20 protein-coding genes and 1 tRNA gene are annotated in these 20,342 nt (G+C 69.5%); 11 read left to right on the forward strand and 10 right to left on the reverse strand.

Annotated features, from left to right (window positions below; genetic code table 11):
- Positions 1-156: 156 nt before the first annotated feature.
- Complete coding sequence (locus ACW14X_RS12495) at positions 157-396, reverse strand: glutaredoxin family protein (protein WP_160025742.1); 240 nt, start codon at positions 394-396, stop codon at positions 157-159.
- 57 nt (positions 397-453) lie between these two features.
- On the opposite strand from ACW14X_RS12495, the gene ACW14X_RS12500 reads away from it, so the two are divergent.
- From ACW14X_RS12500 to ACW14X_RS12510, 3 genes are all read left to right on the forward strand, one after another.
- A complete protein-coding gene (locus tag ACW14X_RS12500) occupies positions 454-1,353 on the forward strand; it encodes an HAD family hydrolase (protein ID WP_160025743.1) in 900 nt (299 codons plus the stop codon).
- 158 nt (positions 1,354-1,511) lie between these two features.
- Positions 1,512-2,294, forward strand: a complete 783-nt coding sequence (locus tag ACW14X_RS12505; protein WP_350665890.1) for a sigma-70 family RNA polymerase sigma factor — start codon at positions 1,512-1,514, stop codon at positions 2,292-2,294.
- A gap of 142 nt (positions 2,295-2,436) precedes the next feature.
- On the forward strand, positions 2,437-3,627 hold the full coding sequence (locus tag ACW14X_RS12510) for a DUF5667 domain-containing protein (protein WP_457165800.1): 1,191 nt from the start codon (positions 2,437-2,439) through the stop codon (positions 3,625-3,627).
- Between the two features lie 99 nt (positions 3,628-3,726).
- Here ACW14X_RS12510 and ACW14X_RS12515 read toward each other — a convergent pair whose 3' ends face one another.
- The 5 genes from ACW14X_RS12515 to ACW14X_RS12535 all read right to left on the reverse strand — a co-directional run bounded on the left by ACW14X_RS12515 (position 3,727) and on the right by ACW14X_RS12535 (position 7,614).
- On the reverse strand, positions 3,727-4,683 hold the full coding sequence (locus tag ACW14X_RS12515; protein WP_160025746.1) for a lysophospholipid acyltransferase family protein: 957 nt from the start codon (positions 4,681-4,683) through the stop codon (positions 3,727-3,729).
- Entirely contained in the window at positions 4,676-5,695 is a 1,020-nt protein-coding gene (locus ACW14X_RS12520) for an NAD-dependent epimerase/dehydratase family protein (protein WP_457165801.1), read from the reverse strand. Before ACW14X_RS12520 ends, ACW14X_RS12515 begins: the two co-directional genes overlap by 8 nt.
- Positions 5,696-5,709: 14 nt before the next feature.
- Positions 5,710-5,811 (reverse strand): 30S ribosomal protein bS22, encoded by a 102-nt coding sequence (locus ACW14X_RS12525; RefSeq protein ID WP_008356322.1) that lies wholly within the window; start codon positions 5,809-5,811, stop codon positions 5,710-5,712.
- 185 nt (positions 5,812-5,996) lie between these two features.
- A complete protein-coding gene (locus tag ACW14X_RS12530; RefSeq protein ID WP_008356311.1) occupies positions 5,997-6,200 on the reverse strand; it encodes a helix-turn-helix domain-containing protein in 204 nt (67 codons plus the stop codon).
- 208 nt (positions 6,201-6,408) lie between these two features.
- Positions 6,409-7,614: an acetoin utilization protein AcuC gene (locus ACW14X_RS12535; RefSeq protein WP_160025748.1), complete on the reverse strand. Its 1,206-nt coding sequence runs from the start codon at positions 7,612-7,614 to the stop codon at positions 6,409-6,411.
- A 184-nt stretch (positions 7,615-7,798) separates the two neighbouring features.
- On the opposite strand from ACW14X_RS12535, the gene trpS reads away from it, so the two are divergent.
- Positions 7,799-8,752 carry a tryptophan--tRNA ligase gene (gene trpS / locus ACW14X_RS12540; RefSeq protein WP_457165802.1) on the forward strand — a complete coding sequence of 318 codons (954 nt, stop codon included), beginning with the start codon at positions 7,799-7,801 and terminating at the stop codon, positions 8,750-8,752.
- A gap of 47 nt (positions 8,753-8,799) precedes the next feature.
- Here trpS and ACW14X_RS12545 read toward each other — a convergent pair whose 3' ends face one another.
- From ACW14X_RS12545 to ACW14X_RS12555, 3 genes are all read right to left on the reverse strand, one after another.
- On the reverse strand, positions 8,800-10,251 hold the full coding sequence (locus tag ACW14X_RS12545) for an MFS transporter (protein WP_160025750.1): 1,452 nt from the start codon (positions 10,249-10,251) through the stop codon (positions 8,800-8,802).
- 203 nt (positions 10,252-10,454) lie between these two features.
- Entirely contained in the window at positions 10,455-11,912 is a 1,458-nt protein-coding gene (locus ACW14X_RS12550) for an alkaline phosphatase PhoX (RefSeq protein WP_457165803.1), read from the reverse strand.
- A gap of 427 nt (positions 11,913-12,339) precedes the next feature.
- The gene (locus tag ACW14X_RS12555; protein ID WP_457165804.1) at positions 12,340-13,290 is read right to left on the reverse strand and encodes a 5'-nucleotidase; all 951 of its coding nucleotides are present in this window, start codon (positions 13,288-13,290) and stop codon (positions 12,340-12,342) included.
- Positions 13,291-13,370: 80 nt separating this feature from the next.
- Here ACW14X_RS12555 and ACW14X_RS12560 point away from each other — a divergent pair, with 80 nt between their 5' ends.
- Both ACW14X_RS12560 and ACW14X_RS12565 read left to right on the forward strand, forming a co-directional pair.
- On the forward strand, positions 13,371-13,826 hold the full coding sequence (locus ACW14X_RS12560) for a low affinity iron permease family protein (RefSeq protein WP_160025753.1): 456 nt from the start codon (positions 13,371-13,373) through the stop codon (positions 13,824-13,826).
- A gap of 190 nt (positions 13,827-14,016) precedes the next feature.
- Positions 14,017-14,089, forward strand: a tRNA-Pro gene (locus ACW14X_RS12565).
- A gap of 8 nt (positions 14,090-14,097) precedes the next feature.
- Here ACW14X_RS12565 and ACW14X_RS12570 read toward each other — a convergent pair.
- Complete coding sequence (locus tag ACW14X_RS12570; protein ID WP_457165805.1) at positions 14,098-14,571, reverse strand: hypothetical protein; 474 nt, start codon at positions 14,569-14,571, stop codon at positions 14,098-14,100.
- Between the two features lie 92 nt (positions 14,572-14,663).
- On the opposite strand from ACW14X_RS12570, the gene ACW14X_RS12575 reads away from it, so the two are divergent.
- The 5 genes from ACW14X_RS12575 to ACW14X_RS12595 are packed head-to-tail and all read left to right on the forward strand — an operon-like array spanning position 14,664 to position 20,237.
- Positions 14,664-15,779 (forward strand): sensor histidine kinase, encoded by a 1,116-nt coding sequence (locus ACW14X_RS12575; protein ID WP_201451158.1) that lies wholly within the window; start codon positions 14,664-14,666, stop codon positions 15,777-15,779.
- On the forward strand, positions 15,776-16,546 hold the full coding sequence (locus ACW14X_RS12580; protein ID WP_350836882.1) for a LytR/AlgR family response regulator transcription factor: 771 nt from the start codon (positions 15,776-15,778) through the stop codon (positions 16,544-16,546). The genes ACW14X_RS12575 and ACW14X_RS12580 overlap by 4 nt, the downstream gene beginning before the upstream one ends.
- Before the next feature lie 10 nt (positions 16,547-16,556).
- The gene (locus ACW14X_RS12585) at positions 16,557-16,925 is read left to right on the forward strand and encodes a hypothetical protein (RefSeq protein ID WP_160025756.1); all 369 of its coding nucleotides are present in this window, start codon (positions 16,557-16,559) and stop codon (positions 16,923-16,925) included.
- Positions 16,922-18,448 (forward strand): sodium/solute symporter, encoded by a 1,527-nt coding sequence (locus ACW14X_RS12590; protein WP_160025757.1) that lies wholly within the window; start codon positions 16,922-16,924, stop codon positions 18,446-18,448. Before ACW14X_RS12585 ends, ACW14X_RS12590 begins: the two co-directional genes overlap by 4 nt.
- Positions 18,449-18,467: 19 nt before the next feature.
- Positions 18,468-20,237 (forward strand): hypothetical protein, encoded by a 1,770-nt coding sequence (locus tag ACW14X_RS12595; RefSeq protein WP_457165806.1) that lies wholly within the window; start codon positions 18,468-18,470, stop codon positions 20,235-20,237.
- Positions 20,238-20,342 lie beyond the last annotated feature (105 nt).

Here is a 20,342-nt window from a genome sequence, read left to right on the forward strand (position 1 = left end):
GCCACAGACGGGGGCTTTTTAGCCCGGGATCGCCCTGCGGCTCAGCCACCATACGGAGTTTGTGACCGCGAGAACAAACTCGCAGAGCGTCGGCTAGCACACGTGTTTGCGGAGTTGGCAGAGGGGGGTTGTTCGCGGTAATGGGCCGATCGACAGTTATTCTGGGGAGCGCGCCAGCGCTGCCCTCAGCCGGTCCTCGGAGACACGCCAGAAGTCGTGCTGCTTCCCGTCGACGTACGTGACGGGCACCTCGTTCGTGAATCGCTCGCGCAGTTCCTCGTCGGCGTCGATGTCGACCTCGGTGTAGTCGTCCCCGACGACCTTCTCGAGGACCAGCCGAGCCTCGTCGCACAGATGGCAGCCCTGACGGGAGTAAAAGGTCACACGCGGTTCCATCCGACCATCTTGACACCTGGGTCCCCTCACGGCGTCCGGACCACTACTGTTGGCGCAATGAGCAGCGCCAGCGACCGCCGCCGTGCCGAGCTGCGGCGAAAAGACCTCAAACGCCGCTCGGCTCTCGCCGGCGAGGCATCGGCTGCGGCCGCGGAGATCGAGGCCTGGCTCTATCCGGCGACCGGAGACCCGACGGCGGCAGCCTTCTTCGACGTGGACAACACGATCATGCAGGGCGCGACGATCTTCCATCTGGCCCGCGGCCTGCACCGGCGCAAGTTCTTCCGTACGCGGGACATCGCCTCGGCCGCGTACAAGCAGGCCTATTTCCGCGTGGCCGGGGTCGAGGACCCGGCCCACATGGAGTCGGCGCGGTCGTCGGCGCTGTCGTTCATCCGCGGCCATCGCGCCGAGGAGGTCGAGAGCCTGATGGAGGAGATCTTCGACGAGGGCATGGCCCACCGGATCTGGCCCGGCACCAGGGCCCTCGCGCAGACCCACATCGACCAGGGGCAGCGGGTGTGGCTGGTGACCGCGGCGCCCGTCGAGGCCGCGCGGGTCATCGCCCGGCGGCTCGGGCTCACCGGTGCGCTCGGGACGGTGGCGGCAACCGAGGACGGCGTCTACACCGGTGAACTGGTCGGCGAGATGCTCCACGGGCCGGCCAAGGCGGAGGCGGTCAAGGCGATCGCCGCGCGCGAGGGCCTCGACCTCTCTCGTTGTGCCGCCTACTCGGACTCCTACAACGACCTGCCGATGCTCTCGCTGGTCGGGCATCCGTGCGCGATCAATCCGGATGCGCGCCTGCGCGCCCACGCGCGCGTGAAGGGCTGGCCGATCCGTGACTACCGCACCGGGCGCAAGGCCGCCCGGGCCGGCGTGGTGACCGCGGCGTTGGGCGGGGCGGCCACCGGGGCGATCGCGGTGGCGATCGCGCTCCGCGGACGGCGGGACTGATCGCGCCGTTGGCGACCTGTATGCAGTGCCGGGTATTCGCCGCTCTGTCAGGAAATTGCCAACACACGCCGAGGCAACTTCGGCTCGGGACCTGACATCGGGATGCCCTAACCCGTAAGGTTGGGCTCGCTCAGGGGGAGTCTTCGGGAGGGACCCACATGTCGCGCCGCGCCAATGACGTCCATCGTCGCTTGGATGCGCTGCGCGCTGCGGTCGAGCTCTTGATGAACGAGGGCTACGAACCCGCCTACGCCGGCGTCGCCGGTGCGTCCGGTCCGCTCGCCGAGCCCGAGCGTCGCGGCTCGGGCGGCACCCACGAGTCCAAGCCCCGCTCCGACAACGAGCCGGACGACGACGCCGAGCTCGCCACCTCCTCGGAGGAGAGCGAGGCCGACCGCACCCGGCTGATCGCGCTCGTCGAGCTCGCCCGCAAGGGTGACAAGGAGGCGTTCGGCCTCCTCTACGACCACTACCACGGCGCGGTCTACCGCTTCCTCTTCTACCGGACCCGCTCCACGCAGGTCGCCGAGGACCTGACCTCGGAGACGTTCTTCCGGGCGCTCCGCTCGATGACCGGCTTCCGCTGGCAGGGCAAGGACTTCGGCGCCTGGCTGATGACCATCGCGCGCAACCTGGCCACCGACCACTTCAAGGCGGGACGTACGCGCCTGGAGATGACCACCGAGGACATGGGTCAGCACGACTCGTCCTCGGACGGGCCGGAGAAGATCGTGATGGCCGGGATCACCAACGAGATGCTGCTCGGGGCTCTCTCCAAGCTGCCCGACGAACAGCGCGACTGCATCATCATGCGTTTCCTCCAAGGGCTGTCAATCGCCGAGACAGCGGCTATCCTCGGGCGCAGCGACGGAGCCGTGAAACAGCTCCAGCTGCGCGGGATCCGCAATCTCGCCAAGCAGATGCCTGACGGGATCCGCTGATGACTGTGTTCCGCACCACCTTGAATGCTCGACCGGTTGCCGTAACCCGCGGCCGGGGCGACTCGTTGTCCGACATGGCAGCGCCTTGCGCGCAGCTGTTTCGACGAATCCCTGACAGCCGACACCGAGTAGGAACCCCCCGATGAGCCCGGCATTCCCGGCGCGAAAGCGTGCCGACGAGTTCGACCGAATGGTCGCGGCTACTGCCGCGACGGATCGGCGTGCCTCGCAGTCTGCCGACGAGCTTCGTGATCTGGCCGTCTTCGCTTCGTCGCTCTCCACTCTCAGCGACTCCGCCGTCCCCAGTCGCGACTTCTCCGTCTCCCTGCGCGAGCGCCTCATGGCGGCCGCCGACACCGAGCTGGTGCCCGCGCCGCGCACCGAGAAGACGGTCGAGCGCAAGCTCACCGTCGGCCCCGTGCGCAGGCCGCGCCGGCAGCGCAAGCTCGCCGTCGCCTTCGCCGCGATGGCGATCGTCGGCGGCACCGCAGGTGCCGCGGCCGCGTCCCAGACCGCTCTGCCCGGCGACTCGCTCTACCCGGTCAAGCGTGCCGTGGAGAACGTCTCCGCCGGCTTCACCGTCAGCACCCAGGCCCGTGGCATCCGGATCCTCGAGGACGCCGGCACCCGCCTGCGCGAGGCCAAGTCGCTGGTCGCCGACGCGCCGATGACCGACTCCGAGCGGGTCACCACGACGCTCGAGACCTTCTCGCGTCAGGCTGCCCACGGCTCCGACCTGCTGATCAGCGACTTCGAGAAGTCCCAGGACAACGACTCGCTCGCCCAGCTGCGTACGTTCGCGGCCGATGGTGTCGAGGAGCTGGCCGAGCTGAGCCCGAAGGTGCCCGAGCGGGCCGAGCCGGCCGTCTCCGATGCCGCTCAGACTCTCGTGCTGATCGACCAGGCCGCCGCCCAGCTCTGCCCCACCTGCGAGGGTGGCATCACCGAGCTTCCCGCGACGCTGGTCTCCAGCCTCACCTCCGACATCGACGGGCTGCTTCCGGCCGACACGGTCGTCGAGGCCGAGGCGCTGCCGCCGCTCACCCAGGACGACAACGCTCTCGACCTGCCCTCCATCGACCCCGACAAGATCGGTCCCGGCTCGGTGACCGACCCCAAGGGCGAGAAGGACGACCCGGAGAAGCCCTCCGAGGAGCCGGAGGAGGACGGCAGCATCCTGCCGACTCCCACCACTCCCTCCGACGGCGATCCCTCCGAGGAGCCCGACACCGACCCCGGCACCGTGACGGACCCCGTCACCGGTCTGGTCACCGGCGTCACCGGCCTGGTCGGCGACGTGCTCGCCGGCGCCACCGGCCTCCTCACCCCGTAACCCGCGCCGAGGCGTCACTGGCGCCGGTCGAGTTGACACAGGCGTGCCGTCTCGGCCGGCGCAGCTGACTTCTCGACCGGCGGGGGTGACCTCTCGGAATCAGCCGAAGACGGAGGCGCGCTCGCCCAGCAGGCGGTAGAGGGTCTGCTGGATCGTCTCCCGCACCTGGTCGGTGACGTTGAAGACCAGCATCGGGTCGTCGGCCTCCGAGGCGTCGTACGCATCGGTGCGGATCGGCTCGCCGAACTCGATCAGCCACTTCGACGGGAGCGGGATGAGGCCCAGCGGCCCGAGGAGCGGGAAGAACGGCGTGATCGGCAGGTAGGGCACGCCGATGACCTTGGCGAGGGCCGGGATGTTGCCGACCAGCGGGTAGATCTCCTCGGCGCCGACGACGGAGAGCGGAACGATCGGGACGCCGGTGCGCAGCGCGGAGGAGACGAAGCCGCCGCGGCCGAAGCGCTGGAGCTTGTAGCGCTCGCTGTAGGGCTTGCCGATGCCCTTGAAGCCCTCGGGCCATACGCCGACCAGCTCGCCGTTGCGCAGCATCCGCTCGGCGTCCTCGCTGCACGCCAGCGTCGCGCCCGCCTTGCGGGCGATGTTGCCGACGATCGGCATCCGGAAGACCAGGTCGGCTCCGAGCGGGCGCAGGTTGCGACCGAGCGCGTCGTGGATCGAGACCATCGTCATCAGGCCGTCCATCGGGATGGTGCCCGAGTGGTTGGAGACGATCAGGGCGCCGCCGTCCGTCGGGATGTTCTCGATGCCGCGCACCTCGACCCGGAACCACTTCTCCTTGATCGGCCGCAGCACGGCGAGCATGAAGCGTTGGGTGAGCTCGCGGTCGAAGCCGTATTCGTCGACGGAGTATTCGCCGGAGATCCGGCGGCGCAGGAACACGATGAACCGGGCGAGCTGCTCCTCCCACTCGGTGCCGAAGACCTCTTTGGCGGCGCTCTCCAGAGCCGCGGCCCAGTCGGCCGCCGGGATCGCCCGCAGCGGGTGGCGCTCGCGGGCCGTGGTGCCGGTGAAACCCTGGGCGGGGGACTCAGTCACCGGGCGCTCCTGTCAGTCGGCTCTCCAAGGCGGCCAGCGCACGGTCGGCACGGTTCGGGGACGGCATCACGCTGTCCGCGAAGTCTACGACCGTGTCCTCGGTGGAGTATCGGGGTTCGAAGCCGAGCATGGACCGCATCCGGGTGGTGTCGACGCCGCGACCGTAGGTCAGCAGCGCCCGCAGCTCCGCGGGATACTCGCCGCCGCCGAACCTCGCCAGGCCGAACAGAGGCTCGGGGATCGGCACCGTGACCCGCTGCAGCCGGCGGGCGACCTGCGAATGGGTCAGCACGCCGTCGCCGGCGACGTTGAAGGTCCCGGGGACCCCGGTGCGTACGGCATGCTCGAGGACGCCGTAGAGGTCCTGCTCGTGGAGGAACTGAAGGCGCGGGTCGAAGCCGAGCACGTTGGGCACGACCGCACGCCGGAAGTGGGACGCGATCGGGCTGACCACGCTCGGCCCGAGGACGTTGGCACAGCGCAGCACCGTGACCGCGATGTCCGGGCGGCGACGGGCGAAGCCGCGTACGTAGGACTCGATGTCGGCCACGTCGCGGGCATAGCCGGAGGACGGGGTGCGCCGCGGCTCCATCGACTCGGTGAACATCGCCGGGTCGCGGCTGCTCGCCCCGTAGACCTGGGTCGTCGACTTCACCACGACCTGACGCAGTGACGGCGCGGTCTGACAGGCCGCGAGGAGCTGCATCGTCCCGATGACGTTGAGCTCCTTCATCGTCGAACGACCCCCGGTGGTGCCGGGGGTCGCGATGACGCTGAGGTGGACGACGGTGTCGACCTCCTCCTTGGCGATCACCTTGGCGATCACCGGGTTGCGGATGTCGGCTCGGACGAATCCGACCTTGCCGATGTCACCGCGAGGCGGTGCGACATCGACGCCGATCACCCGCTCGACGTTCGGGTGGCGGGCGGCAGCGCGCGCGAAACGGCGACCGAGGTCACGCGAGACCCCGGTGACCAGGAGGACCCGACCGGGCCCAGTGCGTTCCGCCACCTACGCCACGAACGTCACTTGCCGAGCTTGCGGCGCTGGACGCGAGTCTTCTTGAGCAGCTTGCGGTGCTTCTTCTTCGCCATGCGCTTGCGACGCTTCTTGATGACAGAACCCACGGGGAACCCTTCACGATCGTTGCAGAGAATGCCGGCCCGGTGCCGACGCGGCCACTCACCGCAGCGCGCGGCAAACAGACCTAGGGGGTAAGACTAACGAAGCCAGGGCACCCAGAGAGAATCGGTGACCCGATGGGACCGGTGTTGCCCCCGCGCCCATCGTGCCCGGGCGCGGGGTCCGACAACTAGCCCGCGTTGTAGAACGAGCTCTTGAGGTATTCGTTCGCGTCGTCCTCCCGAACCCGGAAGGAACGACCGACACGCACCGCAGGCAGCTCGCCCGAATGAACCAACCGGTAGACCGTCATCTTGGATACGCGCATCATCGACGCAACCTCGGCAACGGTCAGGAACTTGCTGTCAGAGATGTCTCCAGAAGGAGTAACCATCTGCTTCCACCGTTCTCTCTCGAGTGATCGCGACGCCGGCGGCTTCCCCACCGCCGGTCCAAAACGCGATCCCAAAGTGAGAATAGGGCCTGATGTGACTGATGGGGAAGGGGACACCCCTGAGAATCTCACATACCACCGGCGTGTCGAGTTGCAATTGGGCGCGACGAACTGCCGTTTCTAGACCGTCCCGAAACTATCCGACCGGCTACGGCATCGGGTCGAGCCCGTGCAGCGGGAACACCGCTGTGCGAGTCGCGTGGACCTGCCGGTCCAGCCACGTGCCGGGGTCATATCCGCTCCCCCAGTCGCGGTAGGCCGGTTCACGCCCGTCCGTCATGCGCAACGGTGCGACCCTCCCCAGGCGCGTCTGCACGTGCTCACGCCAGCCACCTGGCACGTCGAGCGTCGGCTCCAAGGGATTCCCCGAGACTAGCGCAAGAAGGTGCGTCCATGCGCGTGGCACGACGTCTACGACGGCATAACCGCCGCCACCGAACGCCACCCACTTGCCCCCGCACACCTCGTGGGCGAGCTCGTGGAGAGCGACGTACGCCGCCCGCTGGCCGTCCACGCTGAGCGCCAGGTCGGCGAGGGGGTCGTCGGTGTGCGAGTCGCAGCCCTGCTGGGTCACCAGGATCTCCGGCTGGAACTCCCGGATCAGCTCGGGCACGACGGCATGGAAGGCACGCAGCCAGCCGTGGTCGGCGGTGCCGGGCGGCAGTGCGACGTTGACCGCGCTCCCCTCGGCCTCTGGTCCGCCGACCTCCTCGGCGAAGCCGGTGCCGGGGAAGAGCAGCTGGCCGGTCTCGTGGAGGGAGATCGTCAGGACGCGCGGATCGTTCCAGAAGGCCCGCTCGACGCCGTCCCCGTGGTGCACGTCCACGTCGACGTAGGCGACCTTCTTCACGCCCTGGTCGAGGAGCCACTGGATGCCGGCGGCGACGTCGTTGTAGATGCAGAACCCGGCGGCCCGTCCGCGCATCGCGTGGTGGAGGCCGCCCATGATGTTGGCGCTGTGCAGGCTCTCGCCTGAGTAGACCTGGCGGCAGGCCTCGATGCTCGCGCCGACGATGTGGGCGCTGGCGTCGTGGATGTGCGCGAAGACCGGGTCGTCCTCGGTGCCGAGACCATGGGCGAGGTCCGACTCGCCGCTCCGGCCGGCCTTGATGACCGCCTCGATGTAGCTCTCGTCGTGGATGGTGAGCAGCTGCTCCGGAGTGCCCATCGGCGCCTCGACGACCTTCAGATGGTCGAGTACGCCGAGCTCGTCGGCCAGGCGCATCGTCAGGTCGACCCGGATCGGCGCCATCGGGTGGGTCGGGCCGAAGTCGTAGTCGGCCAGACTCTCGTCGAAGACGACCGTCGAGTGCCCCTGGCACGAGGTCGGCCACGTGGTCGGCGGAGTCGTCATGGGCCACACGGTATCCGTGACGTGTGCGACACTGGTGAGGTGTTCAGCATTCGTTCCACCCAGTGGTGGTCCGCCTCGTAGGCGGTCCACCCGATTGTTGAGCACTCACATCAGGCCGCCCACGGGCGGCCTTTCTCGTTGATCGTCGCCGACCCGTGGGCCTCACCACTCCGAAAGGTCCACCATGACCAGGCGACTCTCTCTCATCACACCCTCCGGCCGACTCACCATCGGCAACCTGCTCGGTGCACTGCGGCCGATGGCCGCCACGGCCGACTCGGACGCCTTCTACGGGCTCTCCGACCTGCACGCACTGACGCTGCCGCACGAACCGTCGGTGCTGCGTACGCGGACGGAGGAGATGGCCCTCCTCCTGATGGCGTCCGGGCTCGAACCGGCCACGTTGTTCATCCAGTCCCACGTCCCAGCGCACAGGTCGCTCAGCTATCTGCTCGAGTGCGTGGCGCACACCGGTGAGCTGGGCCGGATGATCCAGTTCAAGGAGAAGTCCCGCCGGGTCGGGGCATCGGTGCGCGCCTCGCTGTTCACCTATCCGGTGCTGATGGCGGCAGACATCCTGCTCTACGGGGCGACCGAGGTGCCCGTCGGAGACGACCAGCGTCAGCACGTCGAGCTCGCCCGGGACATCGCGATCCGGTTCAACACGACGTACGGCCGGGTCTTCTCGGTCCCCCAGGCGGTGCATCCCGAGGCCGGGGCCCGGATCATGGATCTGGCCGAGCCGACCCGCAAGATGTCGAAGTCGTCCGGCGACGCACACCCGGGCTCGATCTTCCTGCTGGACGATGCCGATGTCGTACGCCGCAAGGTGGCCCGTGCGGTCACCGACTCCGCCGGGGACGTCTCCCGCGACGAGGAGCGGCCGGGGGTCACCAACCTGATCGACATCCTCGAGGCCTGCGGCGGCTCGGTCTCGGGGTTGTCGAGCTACGGCGGCCTGAAGGCCGCGGTCACCGACGCGGTCGTCGCCGAGCTCGAGCCGATCCAGAAGCGCTACCGCGAGCTCGCCGCCGACCGGGCGTACGTGACGCAGGTGTACGCCGCCGGAGCGGAGCGCTGCCGCGAGGCGACCGCCCCGGTCCTGGCCGCGGCGGAGGCGGCGATCGGTCTGGCCTGAAGGCGCCTGACCCCCTGTAACACGCTGTGTTACAGGGGGCGCGACGCTCAGATGCGTACGTCGGCCAGCTCCCCCACCCGCGCACTCTGCGGGCGCAGGTAGACGGTGAAGGTGACCAGGGCGCAGATGGCGTAGAAGACCGTGAAGGCGATGAACGCCGACTTGGTGGCGTCGAGAGGGTTGTCGACCCACGGGCTGTTGAAGGCGATCGGGATGAGGAAGCCGCCGACCGCACCGACGGCGCCGATGATGCCGACCGCGGCGGAGGACTTCTTGGTCGCGCCGATGAGTGCGGCCTCCCGCTCGGCGGTGCCCGGCGTGGTGGCCAGCTCGGCCTCACGACGGAAGATCGACGGGATCATCTTGTACGTCGACCCGTTGCCGATGCCGGTCGAGGCGAAGACGAGCATGAAGAAGCCCAGGAAGACCGGGAACCAGGACTGGTTGTCGAACGCGATCGCGGGGGTCGCGTCCGGGTTCGGGGTGAGCTGCATGAGCGTCCACAGCACCCCGAGGGTGAAGACGACCATCCCGCTGAACGCGCCGAGGGTGACCTTCGCGCCGCCCCAGCGGTCGGCCAGCCAGCCGCCCAGCGGGCGGGTCGCGGAGCCGATCAGGGCGCCGAGGAAGGCGAAGTAGGCGAAGTAGATGCCGGTGCCGAGCGGGGCAGGCTCGGGGACCCAGAAGTTGAGCTTGATCAGCAGCGGCATAGCGGCGGAGTAGCCGATGAAGGACCCGAAGGTGCCGATGTAGAGGAACGACATGATCCAGGTCTGCTTCGACTTCACGACCGAGAGCTGCTCACGCGCGGACGACTTCGCGGAGCTGATGTTGTCCATGAAGAAGAAGGCGGCGAGGATCGCGATGACGGCCAGCGCCGCGTAGACGAACGCGGCCCGCTCGAGGTGGATACCGCCGTCGGAGGCCTTGATCAGCCCGAAGATGCCGGCACCACCGACGATGACCGGCAGCAGGAACTGGATGAGTGCGACGCCGAGGTTGCCGCCGGCGGCGTTGAGGCCGAGCGCGGCGCCCTTCTTGTCGGAGGGGTAGAAGAAGTTGATGTTCGCCATCGAGGAGGCGAAGTTCCCTCCACCGAGACCGGCGGTGGCGGCGATGACGCAGAAGACCCAGTAGGGGGTGGACGGCTGGGTGACGGCGTACGCGAAGCCGAGGGTCGGCACGAGCAGCAGCGCGGCCGACATCATCGTCCAGTTGCGGCCGCCGAACTTCGGCACCGCGAGGGTGTAGGGCACCCGCAGCAGCGAGCCGACCAGGTTCGGGATGGCGATCAGGAAGAACAGCTGGCTCGGGGTGAACTCGAAGCCCTGGGCGACCAGGAAGGCCGAGGAGACCGACCAGATCAGCCAGACCGAGAAGCCGAGGTGCTCGGCGAAGATCGACCAGATCAGGTTGCGGCGGGCGGTCTTGGCCCCGGTCTCCTCCCAGAAGGTGGCGTCCTCCGGACGCCAGTCGTCGATCCAGTAACGGCGGCTCATGGTGGGCTCCTCAGATGCGGGCAGTCGGCGAGATGCCACTCACCATCGCCAGCCCACGTTTCAACCGGAGCCAACCCTCGCGCGCAAGCCCGTCAACTTCCTCTCACGACCTCACAGTGCTCACGACCTCACTGCTGAGAAAGTACGTGGCGGGCGGCCCGAGCCGCCCGCCACGTACGTCGTGTCGCCGATCCGCCAGGGAATCAGCCGAGGTAGCGCTCCCACGGGCCGGTGATGGCCAGGGTGTAGCCGGGGTCCTGCATGTTGACGAAGAGGACCTTGCCGTCGGGCGAGAAGCACGGCCCGCAGAACTCGGAGTCGTTGAGGTCGTTGCGGGCGATGGCGTACGCCGGGCCGCCCGGGAACGCGCCGAGCACGTGCGAGGCGCCGGAGCCGTCCTCGGCGAGCACCAGCGAACCCCAGGGGGTGACGGTGACGTTGTCGGGGCCGTCGAAGGTGAGGTCGCCGTACTTCGGCGCCGGGGCATCGTCCTCGGACTGCGTCTGGTGCGGGAAGTACGTCACCAGCTGGATGGTGTCGGCCGCGTAGTCGTAGAACCAGACCATGCCGTCGTGCGGCGACGCGTCGGCGGGCATGTCGCCCTCCTCCCACGCGTAGGAGTTGACCACGTAGACGCCCTCGTCGGTGCCCCACACGCCCTCGAACTTGCGGCCGCGGGTGACCTCACCGTCAGCGAACTGCTCGCGGCACGGCGTCTCCTGGGCGTCACGCTCGGGCACGGTCTTCCACTTCACCGGGAAGGGCTGACCCATCTGCGCGGAGGTCAGGTAGGCCACGTCGGGCAGCACCGAGCCGTCGGGAAGGATGATCTGCATCGCGGCGAGCGTGCCGGCGTCGTCGGCCAGCTCGGTGAGCACGCCCGGGCCGAGCCTCACCCCGGCCGGGGCGGTCCAGCGGTAGAAGAGCCCGTTGGGCTCGTCGGCGTCCTCTGAGAGGTAGACCTTCGTGCGGGTCTTGTCGATCGCGAGGGCCTCGTGGTCGTAGCGGCCGAAGGCCTTGATCGGGCGGGGGTCGGCCGAGCCGTCGGCCCAGACCTCGAAGACGTAGCCGTGGTCCTTCTCGTAGACGCCCGTGGTGCCGTCCTCGCCCTCCCACTCCTCGCCGGCGTCGTTGACGGTCTCCTCGCAGGTCAGCCAGGTCCCCCACGGCGTCGGGCCGCCGGCGCAGTTGGTGGAGGTGCCGGAGATCGCGACGAACTCACCGAAGTTGGCGCCGCCCGCGTCGGTGGTGATCACGGTGCAGCCGCCCGACGGCGCGCCCGGGTCGTAGACGGTGCCCTCGACGAGCGGCACCGGGATGCCCTCGCCGGGCTCGATCTCGTGGTTCTGGATCAGCGTGTAGCGCCCACGCCTGCCGCCGAGCACCATCATCCCGTCGTGGTTGGACGGCGTCTTCTCGCCCGTCTTCAGGGTCGTCTCCCCGGCGGAGGTGACGATGGCGTACGTGAACCCCTCGGCCAGCGCGAGGATCCCCTTGGGGTCGTCCACGAGCGCCGGGAACGGCTCGCGGGCGCGCTTGCGTCCCGGGGCGCCGGGCCGCGCCGGCTTCGCCTCGGCAAGAGCGGGAACGGCACCGGCGACGGCCAGGCCGACCCCGGCCGCGGCTCCTCCGGTGAGCAGGGAGCGTCGAGTTGCGGACATGGGTTGGTACTCCTCGGAGCGTGGTAGGGGATCCCGAGACAGGTCTCAGCCCTCTACCCAAGCCACTCCGCAACACCTGCGCGCCCGCGCGAGATGAACCTCAGGCGACGGCGGCGTGAAACGTACGCCGACGGCGCCTCAGGCCGCTCCGAACAGACCGTTCAGGCCGGTCCTCCGGGCGGGGCCGGAGCGCCCGCTCTCCCACGCGTACCCGCACCTGCAGCACATCAGCCGCCGGCGGCCCCCCGCCGAACGCGAGAGAACCCGGATCTCCTCGTCTTCGGTGCACTTGGCACACATAGCCGAAGTCATCGAGTGAACTCCTCGCACTTCTCAAGTGAACAGAATCTGTACAACTCTGCCCAGGGTGACATATACGAGGGTGCATCCACCAGATGAGAACTTCCTGTGGGTGAACTGTAAAGCGCTATTGACCAGCGGGAACGTCGTCGGCGTTGGCCACGCCGTAGGGGATGTGGACCCCGGCGATCGACCCGACCGCCTCGTCCAGGTGCGTCGTCTGGTCGTCGAAGAAGATCAGCGGGCGGAGCACCTCGAGCACCCGCACCTTCTCCACGCCACCGAGGAAGAAGGCCTCGTTGACGTAGACGTCCCAGGACTGCAGCGACCGGATCGCCCGCTCGTGGGCGGGCGCGCCGCGGGCGGTGACGAGCGCGATCCGCAGCCGTGGCTCGTAGCTCGGGTCCTCCAGACGGCGCTGCTCCTCGATCTGCTGGATCCGGTTGAGGTCGCGCAGGAGCGGCTGCAGCGGCCCGGGCTCGAGCGGCTCGGTCTTCCGGCTGGCCTCGTAGGCCCGGTACTTCTCGATGCCCTCCTCGCGGAAGACCCGCTCGGAGCCGTCGTCGGCGAGCACACCGTCGAAGTCGAAGGCGACCACGACGGAACGGTCGGATTCGTCGTACGTTGCCGCCGACGGCAGCACGTGACCGGCCGGAAATCCCTCGCGGCTGGCGGCGATGACGTCCTCGCGGTTGCCGCTGAGGAACAGCGACATCCCGAGCGCACCGATGTAGGGGTGGGGCGAGCGGCCCTGGGTGAAGACCGCGCGGGTCATCGGCAGGCCGTGGTCCTCAATCGAGCGCATCACCCGCAGGCCGGTGTTGGGGTCGTTGCGGGAGACCACGATCACCTCGACGAGCCCGTCGTCGGCGTCGGCCGCCAGGTCGTTGAGGCTCAGCAGCCGCTTGATGAACGGGAACGCGACCCCCGGCCGGAGCGGTTCGTCGATGCGCTCGTCCTGGTAGAGGCGGTACGCCTTCTCCCCGTGCTCGCGGAAGTACGCATCCGACTCGGTGAGGTCGAAGAGCGCGCTCGACGCGATCCCGACCACCAACCGGTCCCTCAGCTCGTATCCCACGTTGGCAACCTACCGCGCACACGTTCGGGGCATGACGAGACCCGAATCGGGTACCTGATCAGGCGGCAGAGGAGGTTGTGATGTCGACGAGCGAGCGGGATCGGCATTTCGAACAGGAGCGAGCCGGCGGCGATCAGCACGGCCAGAAGACGATGCCGTCGCAGGTCTCGGGACGGCTGGGCTTCTTCGACCGCTTCGCCAGCCATGCCAGCGCGTTCGTGTCGCGGGCGTGGTTCTTCATGCTGTGCGTGCTGCTGGTGGTCATCTGGGCGCCGTCGATCGTCGTGCTGCCCGATGTGGACACCTGGCAGCTGATCATCAACACGGCCACGACGATCGTGACGTTCCTGCTGGTGGCCCTCCTGCAGAACACCCAGAAACGATCCGACGACGCCGTTCAGCAGAAGCTCAACGCGATCGCCGAAGGGCTCTCCGCGATGATGGAGCGGCTGGCCCGCGATCACCCCGAGCTCCGTGACGACCGCGACGAGCTGCGGAAGGCCGTCGGCCTGGAGCAGCGCGAGAGCGCGGAGTAACCGGGAGCAGCGCAAGAAAAATGGCGTGCATCCAGGCCGTCGGGCCGCCTAGCGTGATCGGTATGCAGCAGCGACCGCTTCCGCTCGACCGCCACCCGTCCGGGGAGCGGCCGCTGACCTGAGCCTGCACGCAGGCGCAACTGGGCCGCTCCGAGGAGAAACTCCTCGTGGGCGGCCTTTCTCATGTGGACGGGTTGTAGGGAAGCGGCCATCCCTCCTGGTTTGGGACCAGGCGATCGCGGGTTCGAGTCCCGCCAACCCGACGGTGATGTCAGCCCGCGTTGGTGACGCGGAGGAACTCCTGGACGTCGAAGACGGCGCGGACGACGCGTTCGGACTTCGGGATCAAGGGTGCGACCTCGTCGTACGAGACGATCCGCGGGTCGGTGACGCGGTGATCGACGCCGTCGTGGACGATCGTGGCCGACTTGGCGGCCAGGACGTTCTGGGCCCAGTCGACCTTCGAGGTGTAGGGCAGGAAGACGACGAAGCCGTCAGGGGTGGGGAGCGGGGTGATCGGGGTGGCGTACTCCCGTCCGCTCGCGCGGCCGACATGGAGGACGACGCCGTTGCTGGCGCCTTCCGTCCCGGCGGTCTTCAGGGCCTCGGAGGCGAAGCGCTTCGAGAAGGCGCGGATGCGGTCCTGCAACCACGGCGACTTGTTGCGCATGCCGATCACGAAGGCGGCGCCCGCGCCCGCTACACCGACAGCCAGCAGACCCGGGATCACTCGACTCAGACGCATGCGGCAAACCTACCTCGCACCCGTACAGCGGCTCGGGTGACAGATACCGTGGGCGCCGTCACAATTGTGAGAAGCGGACGAGAGGAGTGCGGATGCGGCGTTGGCTGCGCTCTCCCATGCGCACCCACCTGGGCACAGAAGCCGATCGGGCGACCTTCCGCACCCTTCACAATGCATCGCTGGCGAGCCCGGCGCTGCGTGGCGGCCTGACCGTCGACAGCGCCGAGCGGGCCGCTCCACATTTGCAGGCGCTCCTGGCGGCCCCCGCGCTCGCGATCACCGACACCGACGGCCTGCTCGCCTGGGAAGGCATCGGCACCCACCACCAGGAACACGTGACCAAGCTGGCCGAGGGGACGCTGGAGCGCGGCGCGACCCGGTTCTACGACCGGGTCGACCTGGAGTGCGGCCAGGCCGGCTGCCCGCTGCACTCCGCCGTGGTCAGCCCGCTGGTCGTCGACGACCACCTGGTCGGCACGCTGCAGGCGTACGCCCCGGACACCTCCGCGATGATGGTCCGCGCCACCGACGAGGTCGCGACCTGGGTCTCCGGCCAGCTCGAGCTCGCCGAGCTCGACGCGTCGCGGCGGCGGCTGATGGAAGCCGAGGTGCGCGCGCTCCGCGCTCAGATCAGCCCGCACTTCATCTACAACTCGCTCGGGGCGATCGCCAGCTTCGTACGCACCGATCCGGAGCGTGCGCGCGAGCTGCTGCTGGAGTTCGCGGACTTCACCCGCTACTCCTTCCGGACCCACGGCGAATACACCACGCTGTCCGAGGAGCTCCGCTCCGTGGAGCGCTACCTGCTGCTGGAGCAGGCTCGTTTCGGCGAGCGGCTCTCGGTGAGGCTCTCGGTGGCGCCCGAGGTGCTGCCGATCGCGGTGCCGTTCCTGTGCCTGCAGCCGCTGGTCGAGAATGCCGTACGCCACGGTCTGGCCGACGCGCAGACCGGCCACATCTCCATCCGGGCCGCCGACAGCGGCACCGAGTGCGTGATCGAGGTCGAGGACGACGGCGCCGGCGAGGATCCGGAGAAGGTACGCAACGCGCTGGCCGGCGGCAACGACTCCGTCGGGCTCGGCAACGTCGACGCCCGGCTCCGCAACGCCTACGGCGACGACTACGGCCTGGTGGTCGAGACCGCCCCCGGCGCCGGCACGAAGGTCATCCTCAGAATCCCGAAGTTCGCCCCAGGAGTGCACCCATGAACCGCACCACTCAGGCAGTCGCCGCGCGACAGGGAGCGCCTGGTGGTCGGCTGAGGATCCTGGTCGTCGACGACGAGCCGCCGGCGGCCGACGAGCTCTCCTACCTGCTCACCCAGGACGCGCGGGTGGCGGAGGTGCGCACCTGCCTGAACGCGACCGACGGGCTGCAGCAGCTGCAGGGGTCGGGGGTGGACGCGGTTTTCCTCGACATCCAGATGCCCGGGCTCAACGGGCTCGAGCTGGCCCGCCTGCTGGCCCGGTTCAAGACGCCCCCGGCGGTCGTGTTCGTGACCGCCCACGAGGAGCACGCGCTGGAGGCCTTCGACCTGCGCGCGGTCGACTACGTGCTCAAGCCGGTCCGCGCCGAGCGGCTGGCGGAGACGGTCACCCGGCTGATGGGCAGCATGCCGGAGGAGGAGCCGAGCGGCGACATCCAGATCCCGGTCGAGCTCGGCGGCATCACCCGCTTCGTCTGGCGCTCCCAGATCACCCACGTCGAGGCGCAGGGTGACTACGCCCGGCTGCACACCGCCGACGCCTCCCACCTGGTGCGGGTCCCACTGACCCAGCTGGAGCAGGAGTGGGCCTCGGCCCGGTTCGTACGCATCCACCGCTCTCTCCTCGTCAACCTCGCCCACGTGACGGAGGTGCGCTCGGAGGCCGGACGCTGCTCGGTCGTCGTCGGCGGCTCCACCCGCGGGACCGAGCTGCAGGTCAGCCGCCGGCACACGCGCCAGCTCAAGGACCTGCTCGCCCGACGCTCATGACCCGATCCCGATGACAGAACCTCAACGCGTACGCGTCACCGGACCGCCCCGACGGCGCCCGGCCGTCCGCCGGGTCGACGTCGACGAGGACACCCGCCTCGGCGAGATCTACCTCGGCTCGCTGATGCGCGCCCAGCTCTCGATCGCGCTCCGAACCCTGGCGGTGCTCTTCCTCGGCGTCGGCTCGCTCCCGCTGCTGTTCTGGCTGGCCCCGGGTCTGGTGCGCACCGCGCCGTTCGGCGTACCGCTCCCCTGGCTGCTGCTCGGGGTGCTGGTCTACCCGTTCCTGTTCTTCCTCGGCCGCTGGTACCTGCGCGGCGCGGAGCGCAACGAGGCCAGCTACGCCGACCTGCTCCGCTCGGACGACGAGACGCCATGACCCTCGACTCCGCCCCGGCGATCGTCGCGGTCACCCTGGTCACCCTGGCGACGCTGACCATCGGCACCTGGGGACTGCGGTTCAGCCGCACCACCAGCGACTTCTACGTCGCCTCACGGTCGGTACGGCCCGGGCTCAACGCGAGCGCGATCGGCGGGGAGTATCTCTCCGCCGCCTCCTTCCTCGGGGTCGCAGGACTGGTGTTCACCTCGGGTGCGGAGATGCTCTGGTATCCGATCGGCTGGACCGCCGGCTATCTCGTGCTGCTGACCCTGGTCGCGGCGCCTCTGCGCAGGTCAGGGGCGTACACGCTGCCCGACTTCGCCGAGGAGCGGCTCGCCTCCACAGGGGTGCGGCGGCTCTGCTCGCTGCTGGTCGTGAGCATCGGCTGGCTCTACCTGCTGCCCCAGCTGCAGGGCGCCGGGCTGACCCTGGAGCTGGTCGCGGGCGCACCTCGCTGGGTGGGTCCGGTGCTGGTCGGGACGGTCGTGCTGGTCAGCGTCTTCTCGGGCGGGATGCGCTCGATCACGTTCGTCCAGGCCTTCCAGTACTGGCTCAAGCTGACCGCCCTGCTGGTACCCGTCGGGGTGCTGGTCGCGGTCTGGGCCAACGACGGCGCGCCCCGCGCCGACCTCAGCCAGGCCTGGTCGCTGCCCATCGGCACCGACACCACCACCGGCCTCTACGCCACCTACTCGCTGATCGCCGCGACCTTCCTCGGCACGATGGGCCTGCCCCACGTCGGCGTCCGCTTCTACACCAACCCCGACGGCCGCGCCGCCCGGCGCACGACCCTGGTCGTGCTCGTCCTCCTCGGCGTCTTCTACCTGCTGCCGCCGATCCTCGGCCTCCTCGGACGCGTGTACGCCGCCTCCCCCGCCTCCGCCGACACCCTGGTGCTCGAGCTGCCCCGGCTGATGGTCCCCGGCTGGGCGGGCGACGCGCTGACCGGACTGGTCTGCGCGGGCGCGTTCGCGGCCTTCCTCTCCACGTCGTCGGGCCTGGCGATCGCCGTCTCCGGCGTGCTCTCCCAGGACGTGGTCGTGCCGCTGCTACGCCGCCGGGGCAGCCGCTTCGGCGGCGTTGCCGCCTTCCGGATCGCCTCTCTGGTCGCCGTCATCGTCCCGGTCGCCGGCGCCCTGCTGACCCCCAGCGTCGGAGTCGCCCGCGGGGTCGCCCTGGCCTTCGCGCTCGCGGCGGCCACCTTCTGCCCGCTGCTCCTGCTCGGCATCTGGTGGCGACGGCTGACCGCCTACGGCGCCGCCACCGGGCTGGTCACCGGCCTGGTCACCACAGGGTCGGCCGTGGTGTTCACGATCAGTGGGTCGCGTACGGGAACCTGGGCTGATGTCGCGCTCACCCAGCCCGCGCTGTGGGCGGTGCCGCTCTCCTTCGCCGTCATGATCCTCGTCAGCCTCGCCTCCGCCGCCCACGTCCCGGCCCACACCACCCGGCTGCTGGTCCGCCTGCACTCCCCCGAGCCCACGATCGAGCCCATCACCACCTCCGCCGCGCAGCGCTGATCTGATCCGGGAGCCGGTGGTGAACGAGAGCGCGGATGTCGGCGGCGATCTGGGTCTGTACGTGACGGCTGCCGGCGGCCTGCTGGGCGCGGCGCATGCCGCCGGCAGCCGTGAGATCGCCGACTTCGGAGACGCGGCGCTGACCGTGCTCGCAATGGTGGCCGGTGCCTTCGCCGGGCTCCTCCTCGGTCTGCTCGTCGGCGTGGCGGTCGTGGTGATCCACACGGTCGCGGTCGCGCCCGCGGTCGGGTGGTGGCGACGCCGGATGTTCGGACGCGCTGCACTCGTCATCGTCGCCTGGTCCCTGGTCATCACCGTCCTGCTCCGATGGTGGCCCGACCGCTTCCTCCCCGCCTTCCTGATCGCGGGCTTCGGAGGCTGGTCGGTGTTCCTGGCCCGTCGTTGGTTCGGCGAGTCGGCGCACCTCGGCGCGCAGGCCGTCCCGCACCTCGGCGGCGTCGCTGTCGCCACCCTCGTGGGCGAGCAGCTCGTCTTCGGCAACCTGCTCTCCACGACGTACGTCGGGCCCGTGCTCCTGCTCTTCATGACGTGGCTGTCCTGGTGCGGATGGCGGGCGATGCGCACGGCTCGACGGGTCACGGAGCGGGCTGCGGCCGACATCGTCTGGTCGGTCCAGCTCGGTCTGCTGCTGTCGCTGGCGCTGCTGTGGCTGGCCGGCGTCCTCTCGCTCACCCCGACCCAGGTCACGGCGACCCGCGCCGTCCTGGAACAGGCGCAGTCGCTGACCGCGGTGCACTGGGCGTACTGGCTGACTGCCTATACCACCATCGCCGTGAGCAGCTTTCTCGTACTGCGGTGGCCGCAGCGCTTCGGTGAGGTCCGGCTACCGGTCTTCGGCGTGCTCAACACCGGGAAGCGGACGCTGGCCGGGGTCAACATCGGGCTGATGGTCGCCCTGGTCTTCACCATCACCGCGGTGCCCGTCTCCGAAGGAGCCTGGAAGCGACAGGTCGAGGAGCGGTACGCCCTCGAGACGCGACATGTCCAGCACGCCGAGGGCGAGGAGGCGGCGTACGAGCAGATCCACCAGTACGTCACCACGAACCGCCGCGTCGCCGTCCAGCTGAAGCCGCTGGTCGTGGCGGTCCACGAGGCCGCGCCCACCGAGCCGGGACAGTCGGTCGCGGACAGCACCCTCGCCATCGCTCGTCAGCTCGGCCGTTTCCAGGCGGCGACCCTCCACCTCGGGGACCCGCGCCAGGCGCCGCTCACGGTGCTGTCCGGTGATCCGGACGTGAGCGAGGCGTTCGCGGCGCTCGACGAGGCACAACGGGCCCGATCGCAGCGGGAGACTCGATCCGGCCGGTTCGCGGACGCCGCAGCGGCTGCGGTCGCCAGCACCCTGGACGTCCCCGACATCGGACGCAGCGAGGTCGTCCACATCATCAAGGCCTACCTCGGCGGGCTGGTCGAGGAGGGCCGGGTGCGCGACCTCTTCCACAGCTGGGCGCGCGGCGAGTCGGTTCGGCCCGCGATGATCCGCCTGGTCTCGATCGACGTGCCCGCCCTCTACGCCGCCGCCTACGACCTGGCGCGCAGGGCGGCGGTGCGGGCGGGTGTGGACGTGTGGGCGTTCAACGCGACGTACGGCCTCGGTCTCACGTTGCCGGGCGAGTCGCGGCAGCTGTCCGAGGTCGTGATCCTCGCTCGTCAGACCCACCACCTGACCGACGGCAGCGGTCCGTGCCCGGGGTGTGTGCATCCGCCCGGCGGCGCCGGCACCCAGACCGGTGACGGCACGTCCGGTGGCGGCGGCCGGCGCGGCTAGACCAGCCGCTCAGCGCACGATTTCGACCGCTTGTCGCTTGACGGTGCCGCCCACCGAGGGACGGCGCGTTCACCCGCGACGAGCGGTCCAACAGGCCCCTAATGT

It is taken from the genome of Nocardioides sp. YJ-D4, assembly GCF_054031495.1.